This window comes from Nonomuraea sp. NPDC059194 (assembly GCF_042754765.1).
Classification (GTDB): domain Bacteria; phylum Actinomycetota; class Actinomycetes; order Streptosporangiales; family Streptosporangiaceae; genus Nonomuraea.
This window is the reverse complement of record NZ_JBHZBH010000046.1, coordinates 20323-31663: the sequence shown is the minus strand read 5'-3', so window position 1 is coordinate 31663 and position 11341 is coordinate 20323. Positions and strand designations below refer to the sequence as shown.

At 70.0% G+C, this 11341-nt stretch carries 13 protein-coding genes; 3 read left to right on the top strand and 10 right to left on the bottom strand.

The genetic code is table 11. From position 1 onward, the window contains the following. Positions 1–49 precede the first annotated feature (49 nt). The 5 genes from ACFXJ8_RS37260 to ACFXJ8_RS37240 form a co-directional block, all read right to left on the bottom strand. Positions 50–814 (bottom strand): SDR family NAD(P)-dependent oxidoreductase, encoded by a 765-nt coding sequence (locus tag ACFXJ8_RS37260; protein ID WP_379649184.1) that lies wholly within the window; start codon positions 812–814, stop codon positions 50–52. Between the two features lie 167 nt (positions 815–981). After that, positions 982–1422, bottom strand: a complete 441-nt coding sequence (locus ACFXJ8_RS37255; protein ID WP_379649182.1) for a pyridoxamine 5'-phosphate oxidase family protein — start codon at positions 1420–1422, stop codon at positions 982–984. A gap of 83 nt (positions 1423–1505) precedes the next feature. After that, on the bottom strand, positions 1506–1901 hold the full coding sequence (locus ACFXJ8_RS37250; protein ID WP_379649180.1) for a RidA family protein: 396 nt from the start codon (positions 1899–1901) through the stop codon (positions 1506–1508). 116 nt (positions 1902–2017) lie between these two features. Further along, positions 2018–3211 (bottom strand): MFS transporter, encoded by a 1194-nt coding sequence (locus ACFXJ8_RS37245; RefSeq protein WP_379649179.1) that lies wholly within the window; start codon positions 3209–3211, stop codon positions 2018–2020. After that, on the bottom strand, positions 3208–3717 hold the full coding sequence (locus ACFXJ8_RS37240) for an NADPH-dependent FMN reductase (RefSeq protein ID WP_379649177.1): 510 nt from the start codon (positions 3715–3717) through the stop codon (positions 3208–3210). Before ACFXJ8_RS37240 ends, ACFXJ8_RS37245 begins: the two co-directional genes overlap by 4 nt. Before the next feature lie 141 nt (positions 3718–3858). On the opposite strand from ACFXJ8_RS37240, the gene ACFXJ8_RS37235 reads away from it, so the two are divergent. Further along, entirely contained in the window at positions 3859–6696 is a 2838-nt protein-coding gene (locus ACFXJ8_RS37235; protein WP_379649175.1) for a BTAD domain-containing putative transcriptional regulator, read from the top strand. Between the two features lie 46 nt (positions 6697–6742). Next, a complete protein-coding gene (locus tag ACFXJ8_RS37230) occupies positions 6743–7645 on the top strand; it encodes a zinc-binding dehydrogenase (protein WP_379649173.1) in 903 nt (300 codons plus the stop codon). Positions 7646–7651: 6 nt separating this feature from the next. Here ACFXJ8_RS37230 and ACFXJ8_RS37225 read toward each other — a convergent pair whose 3' ends face one another. Continuing rightward, a complete protein-coding gene (locus tag ACFXJ8_RS37225) occupies positions 7652–8116 on the bottom strand; it encodes a MarR family winged helix-turn-helix transcriptional regulator (RefSeq protein WP_379649171.1) in 465 nt (154 codons plus the stop codon). Between the two features lie 92 nt (positions 8117–8208). Here ACFXJ8_RS37225 and ACFXJ8_RS37220 point away from each other — a divergent pair, with 92 nt between their 5' ends. After that, positions 8209–9078 (top strand): alpha/beta fold hydrolase, encoded by an 870-nt coding sequence (locus ACFXJ8_RS37220; RefSeq protein WP_379649169.1) that lies wholly within the window; start codon positions 8209–8211, stop codon positions 9076–9078. 23 nt (positions 9079–9101) lie between these two features. Here ACFXJ8_RS37220 and ACFXJ8_RS37215 read toward each other — a convergent pair whose 3' ends face one another. The 4 genes from ACFXJ8_RS37215 to ACFXJ8_RS37200 all read right to left on the bottom strand — a co-directional run bounded on the left by ACFXJ8_RS37215 (position 9102) and on the right by ACFXJ8_RS37200 (position 11275). Next, positions 9102–9305, bottom strand: coding sequence for a toxin-antitoxin system HicB family antitoxin (locus ACFXJ8_RS37215; RefSeq protein WP_379649167.1), 204 nt, complete (start codon positions 9303–9305; stop codon positions 9102–9104). Beyond that, complete coding sequence (locus ACFXJ8_RS37210; RefSeq protein ID WP_379649165.1) at positions 9298–10149, bottom strand: SPFH domain-containing protein; 852 nt, start codon at positions 10147–10149, stop codon at positions 9298–9300. Before ACFXJ8_RS37210 ends, ACFXJ8_RS37215 begins: the two co-directional genes overlap by 8 nt. Positions 10150–10214: 65 nt before the next feature. Beyond that, on the bottom strand, positions 10215–11018 hold the full coding sequence (locus ACFXJ8_RS37205; RefSeq protein ID WP_379649163.1) for a hypothetical protein: 804 nt from the start codon (positions 11016–11018) through the stop codon (positions 10215–10217). Next, complete coding sequence (locus tag ACFXJ8_RS37200) at positions 11015–11275, bottom strand: hypothetical protein (RefSeq protein WP_379649162.1); 261 nt, start codon at positions 11273–11275, stop codon at positions 11015–11017. The genes ACFXJ8_RS37205 and ACFXJ8_RS37200 overlap by 4 nt, the downstream gene beginning before the upstream one ends. Positions 11276–11341 lie beyond the last annotated feature (66 nt).

Genomic DNA, 11341 nt, shown 5'->3' with positions numbered 1-11341 from the left:
CGCCTCCGCACACGTTCTGGACGTGCGCAGGCTCGGCAAGCGAGCTTGCCTAGAGGACCTTCAGCAGTCCGCCGTCGATGACGTAGTCGCTGCCGGTGACGTATCCGGCGGCTGGGGAGGCGAGGAAAACGATCACGTTGGCGACTTCCTGCGGGGTGCCCCAGCGGCCCAAAGTGACGTTGATCTGTTCGGGTAGGTCGGTCATGAGCTGCTGGTAGTCCGCGCCGCGGGCTTGGCTGACGCGCGGGCCGTACTCATCCCATAGCGGTGTGCGGATGAGTGCGGGCGAGACGGTGTTCACCCGGATGCCGCGCGGGCCCAGCTCGTCGGCGAGGCCCTTGCTGAAGGCCGTGAGCGCGGCTTTGGAGGCGCCGTACCAGTGCGGGCCGGAGGCCGGCCAGTGGGCCACACTGGTGGAGACATTGACCACCGCCTCGCGCAGGCTGGGCAGCAGCGCCCGAGTGATGCGCACGGTGCTGAAGAAGTTGAGCTCGAAGGCCCGCTGCCAGGTCGAGTCGGAAAGGTCGGGCAGTCCACCGAGGTCCAGACCTGCCAGCCCGCCGACGCCGTTGACGAGCAGGTCGACGCCGCCGAGCTCGCTGTCGGCGACCCGCCGCAGCTCCTCAACGCCTTCTGGGGTGAGCAGGTCGGCTTCGACGGTGATGGCGCCGGTCTGCTTCAGTTGATCCGTGACCGTGCGGTCGGCGCCGAGCACCGTCACCCCTTCGGCGATCAGAGTGCGGACGGTCGCGCCTCCGATACCTCCGCTGGCGGCCGTGACAACGGCGGTCTTCCCAGCAAGCTGCAGGTCCATGATTTTCTCCTTACGTTCGTTCGTTGCCCTCACTGTGCCGGGCACCGCTGACGATCGGCTGGGGGTTGACTGCGGCCTCTCAGGCAGGCGCAATCCGGAAGTACGGCTGGCGCGCCCCGCAGCCGGGAGCGGCGGGGCGTGTACCGGCTGGAACCGTGGTCGATCAGCTAGCCGCTGAACTCCTTGCTGAAGTCGTACGTCCGCCAGCGCTCGGGCCGGACGCGGACGGTGACCATCGTCTGCACGAAGTCCTTGATGCCGTCGAAGAACCGCTCGCCCGCCTCGGGGCCGAGGTAGCGAATCGACCACTTGCGGTACTCGTCCGCGTCAGTCGGCTCATAGCCCACAACCGGGCCTTCGATGGAGACGTACTTGTACGGCATCGTCTCCTGCTGGGCGGTGAATCCGATCTGGCCGGCTTCGCGGATCAGGGCCATCTTGACGCTGTCGGGGCTCGTGGCGAACGTGATCTCACCGCCGGGCTCGTAGCCGTACCAGATGGGCACCGCCATGGGCGCCCGCTCGCCGGACCCGGCCACGCTCAGCACTCCGATGTGTGTATCGGCCAGGAAGCTTTCCCGCTCAGCCGTGGTCATCCTCGTCGACATGATCTGCTCCTCTGTTCGTTCGTTGGCTCCAGCCTGCAGGGGAGCGCTGATGGTCGGCTGGGGGTTGGCGGGAGCGGCTCTCGTCACGGGCTGACGGCGATGGCGTCGATCTCGAAGAGCATGCCGGGAAGGGCGAGCGCGGCCACGCCGGTGAGCGTCTGGGTCGGGGGCCGATCTCCCCAGATCTCGCCGATGAGCTTGGCGATGATCGCGAGCTTGTCGGTGTCATGGTCGACGATGTGGGTGCGGAGCTGGACGACGTGCCGGTAGTCCAGGCCCGCGGCGGCCAGGGCCGTACGCAGGTTGGCCAGCGAGCGCTCGACCTGTTCGGCGAAGTCGGGTGAGGTGACGTGGCCGTCGCCGTCAGAGGCGTACTGGCCGGCGATGAAGACCAGGTCCCCGCTGGCGCGGGCGACGTGGCTGTAGCCGAAGCCGATCGGGTCGTGCAGGCCCTCGGGATTGATGATGGAGTGCGACATCGCAGTGGTTCCTTTCAGAGATGCTTGGTGGTCAGGGCGGTGAGCAGGTCAGAGACGCTTGGTGGTCAGGGCGGTGAGCAGGTCAGAGACGCTTGGTGGTCAGGGCGGTGAGCAGGTCAGAGACGCTTGGTGGTCAGGGCGGTGAGCAGGGCAAGGGAGCCTGCGACCCAGAGGACGGCGGTGGTGGCGATGCCGTCGGCGGCCAGGCCGCCGATCAGGGCACCGAGCGCGATGGACAGGTTGAAGGCCGCGACGAACAACGACGAGGCGGTGTCCCCGGCGTCGGGCGCCGCCTGGAGCATCCAGGTCTGCAGGCTCACCGAGACGGCGCCGTAGGCCAGGCCCCACGCGACCAGCACGGCGGTCCCCGATACCGGCCCATGACCGGGTAGGGCGAACAGCGCCATGACGGCCGCGAGCGCGATGGAGATCAGCAGAAGGGTGCCTCGCACGTGGCGGGAGACCCTGGAGCCCGCCACGAAGTTCCCGGCGACGCCGGCCACGCCGTACGCCATCAGCAGCGCGCCGATCGCGCCGCTGTCGATTCCGGCCGTGTCGTGCAGCACAGGGCGGATGAAGGTGTAGGCGGTGAAGTGCCCGGTGACCAGCAAGAAGGTGATGAGCACCCCGATCCGTACGCCCTTGTTGCCGCGCAGCAGCGCGGGCAGGGCGCCGAAGGTGACCGAGCGGGTCGACGGCAGCGGCGGCACCAGGGTGAGCAGGGCGGCCACCGCGACCAGGCCGAGGATCCCGACAGCCGCGAAGGCGGTGCGCCATCCGCCGAAGTCGCCGATCAGGGTTCCGGCAGGGATGCCGACGACGGAGGCGGTGGAGACCCCGCCGAAGATGACCGCGGTGGCCCGGGCGACGTGCCGGTCCGGCACGAGCCGTACGGCCAGGCCGCCGGCGATCGCCCAGAAGCCGCCGACGCTCACCCCGATCGCCAGCCGTGCCACGAGCACGACGATGAAGTTCGGCGCGATGGCGCTGACCAGGTTGGCGACCGCCATGAGGCCGGTCAGTACGGCCAGCAGGACCCGCCGGTCCACCCGGGCGGCGGACACGGTGATCACTGGCGCCGAGATCCCGGCGAGCAGGCCGGGGACGGTCACCATCAGCCCGGCCGTCCCCTCGGAGACTGCCAGAGCTGAGCTGATGGGGGTGAGCAGGCCCACGGGCAGCAGTTCGGAGGTCATCAGGGAGAAGATCCCCAGGGTCACCGCGAGAACCGCGAGCCAGCCCGTCCGAGTGACGATGGCGCTCTGTTCGACGAGGGAGGCGGCCAGGCGGGTTTCAGAATTGGCGTTCATGACGTTCTCCTCAGGGCGTCGAGCAGGCCCTCGGCGTCCAGATCCGCAGGGGTTCGGTAGTGGTAGAAGGCGACGGTCTCCTCGACGATCACCGCTTCGAGCGCGGTGAAGACCGGGCGTAGCTGCTCGACGGCCCGCAGGCCGCCGCTGGCTTCGCCGTAGGAGACGAAGGCGACGGGCTTGCCCCGCCACTCCTCGCGGTACCAGTCGATGGCGTTCTTGAGTGAGGCGGGGAAGCTGTGGTTGTACTCCGGTGTCACGACCACGAACGCGTCCGCCTCGGCCAGCCAGGGCCGCAGATCCTCCACGGCGGGCGGCCCGGCGGGGCCCTCCTCCGGATAGGCGGGAACTTTCGCGGGCATGACCGCCGGCAGCCAGGCCTCGGCCAGGTCGATGACATCGACGTCGAGGTCGTCTCGGCGGCACGCCCTGGCATGGAACCAGGCCGCTGCGGTGGGGCCGAACCTGCCCTGCCGTACGCTGCCGATGATGATCGCGAGTCGCATCCCGCCTCCTCTCGTTCAGGTGACGGGCTCCACTGTGCTGATGCCACGCACGATCGGCTGGGGGTCGACCCGGGATAGCTTTGTCTGATGCGATTTGGGGTGCTTGGTCCGCTTTCGGTGTGGACGTCAGACGGAACGCCCGTGCGCGTTCCCGAGCTGAAGGTCCGCGCGCTGCTCGCCGACCTGCTGATGCACGAGGGGAGACCGGTGTCGGCCGATCGGCTCCTGGACGACCTGTGGGGCGAGGAACTGCCGGGCAACCCCGCCAACACGCTGCAGACCAAGGTCTCCCAGCTACGTCGCGCGCTGGGTGATCGGCAGCTGGTGGCCTACCAGCCGGCCGGATACTCCCTGGTCACCGACTCGGTGGACGCCATCCAGTTCACTCGTCTGCTCGCCGGCGCGCTGGCGAGCGAGGACCTGCGGGCCAAGGCCGACCTGCTGTCCGACGCGCTGGCGTTGTGGCGCGGTCCCGCCTACGTCGACTTCCGCGATTCCTTCGCGCACGCCGCGGCCTCCCGTCTCGACGAACAGCGCCTGACGGCGCTCGAAGAGCAGGCGGAGGTACGGCTGGCACTCGGCGAACACAGCCGCCTGGCCGACGAGCTGGGGGAACTGGTGGCCGAGCATCCCCTCCGGGAGCGGTTGCGGGCGGCTCATCTGCGCGCGTTGTACCGGTCAGGGCGGCCGAGCGAGGCACTGGCCGGGTACGCCGAGCTACGTGCGCAACTGGCCGACGAACTGGGTCTGGATCCGGGGCCCGAGCTGGTCGCGCTCCATCAGGCGATCCTGGTACAGGATCCGGCGCTGGCGCCCGCGCCCGTGTCGTCCTTGACGAACCTGCCCTTGCCGGTCACCTCGATCCTGGGCAGGGACGAGGCGGTGACAGAGGTACGGGCACTGATGGACTCCTCCCGGCTGGTCACGTTGACCGGTCCGGGAGGGGTGGGCAAGACCCGGCTGGCGCTGGCCGTCGCGTCTTCGGTCGAGTTCCCCGGCGGCGTGTGGCTGGTGGAGCTCGCCGGCGCCACCGGGCAGGTGGCCGAGTTGGTCGCTGCCACGTTGGGCGTGCGGGACGAGGCCTCCTCGCCTTCTCAGGTGCCCGTGCCGGCGCTGGCGAATCGGCTGGCCGACGCGCTGCGCGGGCAGCGGCTGGTGCTGGTGCTCGACAACTGCGAGCACCTGGTCGGAGAGGTTGCCGCGCTGGTGGAACTGCTGCTGCGGACGGCGCCAGGGGTGCGGGTGCTCGCCACCAGCCGGGAGTCGCTGGCCCTGCCGGGCGAGGCGCTCTTCGTGGTGCCGCCGCTGGACGAGGCGAGCGCGGTCGCGATGTTCGTGGAGCGCTCGGGCTCGACGCCGGACGCCGAGAGCGCACCGTGGGTCGAGGCGATCTGCCGGCGGCTGGACGGGTTGCCGCTGGCGTTGGAACTGGCGGCGGCCCGGGTGCGGGCGCTGGGCGTGCGGGGGGTGGCCGAACGGCTCGACGACCGGTTCCGGCTGCTGGCCGGGGCAGGGCGGGGCCGGCCGGCCCGGCAGCAGACGCTACGGGCGGTGATCGACTGGAGCTGGGAGCAGCTCACCGAGCCGCAGCGCTCGGCGATGCTGGCACTGGCGATCCATCCGGGCGGTTGCACGCTGGAGGCGGCCGAGGCGGTCGGGGTCGATCTCGACCTGCTCGACCAGTTGGTGAGCAGGTCGATGGTGACGGGCGCGCCCAAATACCGGCTGCTGGAGAGTGTGGCGGCCTACTGCCTGGAGCGACTCGACCAGGACGATCCGGTGGTTCGAGCCAGGGACGCCTACTACATCGAGCTCGCCGAGCGGGCCGCTCCTCACCTGTACGGCAGCGCCCAACGGCAGTGGCTGGGGCGGCTGGACGAGGAGGTGCTCAACCTCAGGGCGGTGTTGGACTCGGCGGGGTCCCCGCGACTGGTCGAGGCGCTGACCTGGTACTGGTATCTGCGGGGCAGACACCAGGAGGGGTATCGGCACACCAAGGGGACGGCTTGGGGTTCGGGGTTCGCGATGCTGGCGGGCGCCGGCCGTACCGACTCGACGGAGTTCCCCGACGCCAGGTCACGCTGGTTCCTGGCGCACGCCTGCCTGCACTTCGGGGACGTGAGCACGGCGGTGGGGTTGCTCGACGAGGCGTTGGCCCAGTTCAGGGCGCTGGACGATCGCTGGGGCGAGGCGGCGGCGCTGGCGAGCCGTACCAAGCAGGCGATGTTCCAAGGCGACTTCGAGCTGGCCGCGAGCAGTGGCGCCCAAAGCATGGCGATCTTCGGCGAGCTGGGAGATCGATGGGGGCAGCTCCAGGCCTCGGACATGCTCGGCTACCTGGCGGAGGTCACCGGCGACTACGCGCGCGCCGACCGGCTCCATCGGAAGGGGCTGCGGATCGCGGAAGATCTGCGGTTGTGGACGGACGTGTCGTACCGGCTGTCCAGCCTGGGGCGGATCGCCTTGCTGACCGGCGAATTGGAGCGTTCGGCCGACTTCCACGAGCAGGGGATGCGGCTGGCGGGCGAGCAGGCCAACAGGTTCGCCGAGGAGTTCGCCAGGGTGGGGCTCGGGCTGGTGGCCCGCCGGTCGGGTGACCTTGATCGGGCCGAAGAGCTGTTCCTCGAGTCGCTGGAATGGAATCGGCGGCTGGAAACGGACTTCGGGGTGCCGTTCTACGGGGTGACGTTGATCCTGGCCGAGCTGGGGTTCATCGCCTCCGGGCGGGGGGAGACGGCTGCCGCCCGGAGGCTGCACCTGGAAGGGCTGGCCGCCGCTCGCGAGGTCGGCGATCCGCGTTCGGTGGCGTTGGCGCAGGAGGGGCTGGCCGAGGTGGCGGCGTTGGAGGGCTCGTACGAGGAGGCGGCCCGGCTGCTGGCGGAGGCGGCGGCGCTCAGGGAGTCGGTCGGCGCACCGCTGCCACCTGGCGAACGCGGCGATGTGGACCGCATCCGCGACCTGATCGCGGCCGGGTCGTAAGCCGACCATCAGCGAACCGTGCGTGGCGGTCGGCACAGTGGGACACATGAAAGCACTGATCTTCAACCCTGACCTGACCTTCGGCGTTGTCCCCGACCCGGTCCCGTCGCCCGCACAGGTGCTCGTCCAGGTGTCGGCCGTTTCTCTCAACTTCGGGGAGATCGCCTTCAGATCTGCGCGGATTCGGCCCGATCACGTCTCGGGTTGGGATGCGGCCGGAGTGGTCGTGCGGGCGGCCGCCGACGGTTCGGGGCCCGCCGTGGGCACCCGTGTGGTGACGTTCGGCTGGTCGGGGGCGTGGGCCGAGTTGCGGGCCGTGGACACCACTGAGCTGGCCGTCGTACCGGACGACGTCGATCTCGCCCTGGCCGCCGCCCTGCCGGTCGCGGGTGTCACCGCGCTCCAGGCGGTGCGCCGGCTCGGCTCGGTGCGAGGGCGAAGAGTGCTGGTCACCGGGGCGTCGGGCGGCGTCGGCAGATACGCGGTCCAGTTGGCCGCCCGTGCGGGGGCGCACGTGATCGCCTCCGTCGGCAGTGCGTCGCGGGCCGAGGGACTGCAGAAGCTGGGCGCGGCCGAGGTCGTGCTCGGTCCCACCAACCTTCGCGGCCGGGTGTACGGCGTGCTGGACACCGTGGGCGGGCAGCAGCTGGCCGAGGCGTTCTACCGGTTGGAGGACGATGGCGTGATCCAGGCCGTCGGGAGGGCCGCCAAGGAGCCCACGTTGATCGACTTCGAGGAGGCCGGGAGCCGGTCCTTGCGCGGACGGATCGAGAACTTCAACGTGAGCACCCCGTTCGCCGACGACCTCGCCGAGCTCGTCGGCCTCCTGTCCAGGGGCGAGCTGGATGCTCAGGTGGGCTGGCGCGGCCCGTGGGACCAGGCCATGGCCGCGGCGGACGCCCTCCTGACCCGCCGAGTCCAGGGCAAGGCCGTCCTCACCCTCCCTTGAGACAGGTCACGAGCTGGAGCGCCGGTTGCCGCTCCGGCGTCGGGCGATGGTCTGCTCGATGCCGATCAGGGCTTCGAGTTGCTGTGCGGACAGCGACTCGGTGAAGTGGCGGTGGATCGAGGCGAGGTGGGCCGGGGCGGCCTCGGCGTGGACCTGCCGGCCGGACTCGGTGAGCACGATGTCGTCGCCGCGGCCGTCGAGCTCGCAGGCTTGGCGGGCGATCAGCCCTCGCCGTTCCATCCTGCCGAGCTGGCGGGACAGCCGGCTGTGGGCCCAGTTCATCCGGGCGGTGAGACCGTTCACCCGGATGCAGTGCTCCCCGTCGGACATCGCCGCCACAGCGTCCAGCACGTCGTAGTCGGCCATCGACAGGCCGGCGTCCCGCTCCAGGTCACGCGCAATCTCCGCGTCAACGAGCAGGTGCAGTCTGCGGTAGGCCGCCCAGGCCTGGCGCGCGGTCTCGTCTTGCATGTGCATCAGTGTAGGGAATTCTCGTGACATGTAACGAGTCTTCCCGCTACCATCTCCGTTACACGTAACGAACATAGTGAAGGGTGTCCGTGATGACGATCGAACAGCGCATGATCAAGGTCAACGGAGTCGAGCTGAGCACGGAGTCCTTCGGCCGACCGGTGGATCCGGCGATCCTGCTGGTCCATGGCGCAGGTCACTCACTGCTGGCCTGGGAAGAGGACTTCGTCCAGCGACTGGTGGCCGGGGGCCGATACGTCATCCGCTATGACAGCCGGGACGCCGGCCTGTCGACGAACTACCCGGTGGGAGCGCCGTCGTACGGGCTGCGCGACCTGGTCGCCGATGCCGCCGGCCTGATCGACGCCCTCGGCCTGATCGACGCCCACGTCGTCGGCATGTCGCAGGGCGCGGCGGTCGGCCAGCTTCTGGCGCTCGATCACCCCGGCCGGGTCGCCTCGCTCACCCTCGCCTCCTCCACGCCCGGCGGACCCGGGCACGAGCACTCGGACCTGCCGCAGATGTCGGCGGAAGTCCAGGCCCTGTTCACCGAGGAGGCGACCGGGCCCGACTGGGCCGACCGGACCGGCGTCATCGAGTACCTGGTGGAGGCCGAGCGCCCGTTCGCCGCCGCCTCCAGGCCGTTCGACGAGGCGGGCATGCGGGCCGTGGCCACCCGTGTGGTCGACCGCACCGCGAACATCGCCGCCCAGCTGACCAACCCGTACCTGCTCGACGCCGGGGAGCCGTGGCGGGGCCGGCTCGGGCAGATCACCGCGCCTACGCTGGTGCTGCACGGCGCCGAAGACCCGCTGTTCCCCATCGAGCACGGCCGCGCCCTGGCCAAGGAGATCCCCGGCGCACGCTTCGTGGCGATGGAGCAGACCGGCCACGAGGTCTTCCCCCGCGCCCAGTGGGACACCGTCATCCCCGCCATCCTCGATCACACCAAGGCCAGCTGATTCTCGCCAGGGCAGGCACTGGCCTACGCCTTGGGCTCCCTGCCTGCCTGTTTCAACGCGAGCCGCAGGGCGTACTCGATCTGCGCGTTGATGCTTCGCAGGTCGTCCGCGGCCCACTTGGCGATCGCCTCGTGGACCGCGGGGTCGAGACGGAGCAGGAGCTTCTTCCGCTCGGACGCTCGCGCGCCCCGCGTCGGCGAGCCCTGCTCGTCGTCCGTGTCAGGCATACAGGCTGCCGGTGTTCACCACCGGCTGGGTCGCCCGGTCGCCGCAGAGCACGACCAGGAGGTTGGACACCATCTGCGCCTTGCGCTCCTCGTCCAGGTCGACCACACCCTCGGCGGCCAGCTTGTCGAGCGCGAGCTGGACCATGCCGACGGCGCCCTCGACGATCCGCGTGCGTGCGGCGACGACCTGGGCGGCCTGCTGCCGTACGAGCATGGCCTGCGCGATCTCCGGCGCGTAGGCGAGGTGGGTGATACGGGCCTCCAGCACCTCGACACCGGCCAGCTCCGTGCGGTCGCGCAACTCGGTGGTCAGCTCGGTGGCGACCTCCGCGCCCTCGCGCAGGCTGGTGCGGTCGGGCTCGTGCGAGTCGTACGGGTGCGTGGTGGCCAGGTGTCGCACGGCGGCCTCCGACTGGATCGCGACGTACTCCTCGTAGTCGTCGACGGAGAATGTCGCCCTCGCCGTCTCCACGACCTTGTAGACGACGACCGCGGCGATCTCCACCGGGTTGCCGTCGGCGTCGTTGACCTTGAGCTTGGCCGTCTCGAAGTTGCGCACCCTGAGCGTGATCTTACGCTTGCTGGTGAACGGCAGCACCCACTGGAACCCGGCGTCGGCGATCGAGCCGACGTAGCGTCCGAGGAACTGGACGACCTTGGCCTCGTTGGGGTTGATCACGGTGAAGCCGGTCAGGACGACGGCGGCCACCACGGCCCACGCGATCGCGAGGACGGCCGTCATGGCCTCGCCCCTTCCCAGGCCGACGGCGGCGGCCAGACCGCCGAGCACGATCAGCACGGCGAGGACGAGGAACCCGTTCAGCCGGAAGGCTTTTCTCTCCATCCACATCCTCCTGGTATCGAAGTGATATCACTACGATAGCCCACCGGACGCGCGAGCGCGATCCTTCAGGCAGCCGCGGCTTCCAGGTGCGGCTGCCTGGTGTGCTGGTGGCGACGCGCCCAGCGGACGGCGAACGGCGCCGCCAGGCCCGTCAGCGCGAACAGCGCCCCCACGACGAACCAGCCGGGGCGGCCCCAGGTGATACAGAGCGCGATGAGCAGACCCGGCCCGAGTGCCTCGGCCAGCCCGGCGCCCAGGCCGAACACGCCCAGGTACTGCCCGGTGGCGTGCTCAGGAGCGAGCGCGAAGGACACCTCGAAGCCCGCGGCGGAGTGCCACAGCTCACCGAGCGTGTGAATCACCACCGCGGTCATGAGCAGCGTCGCGGCAGCCCGCGCCGGCATCCCCGCCGACATCGAGATGAGCGCGCAGGAGATGAGGAAGGCCACGCCCGACCGGCGGTAGGCGCCTCCACCGGCCGCGGGGGAATCGATGTGGCGGCTGGCACGCACCTGGAACGCGATGACGATGACGGTGTTGACGAGCATGGTGCCCGAAACGAGCCAGTGCGGGGCGGTGGTGGCCATGACCAGCCAGAGCGGGATGGCCACGGTGAGCACCTTGAACTGGATGGCCATGATGCCGTCGAGGACGGTGAGCAGGAGGTAGGGCCGGTCCCGCAGGGCGATCCATCGTGGGCCGTGGACGGCGGGCTCGGGCGTGACCGGCGGCAGGAGGAGCAGGATCGCCGCGGAAGCCGCGAAGGCGATCGCGTTGCCGACGACGAGGAGCTGGTAGGCGGTGAGCGTGCCGATCTGGACGGCCCAGCCCGCCAGCAGGGCGCCGAGGGAGATGCCGACGTTGGTCACACCGCCTGGACGACGAGCGTGGTCGCGTAGACGCCGCGCGCCCCACGCCGGTCCGCGAGATGTCCGACGGCGATGCCCACGGCCAGCGAGACGAAACCGGCGATGGCGAGCCCGAGCCCTACCTGGGCCGCCGGAAGATGAACCGCCTGGGTGAAGTACAGCACCCCGGCGGTCAGGTAGAGGCCGCTACCGACCGTGTAGACGAAGTTCGAGACGGTGATGACGCGCTGCGGGTGGGGCATGGGAGGCGACTCCACTTGTTGCAAATTATACGCAATAGCGAGCTTATGGCATCTCGAATGGACGGCATAGATCGGCGGGGC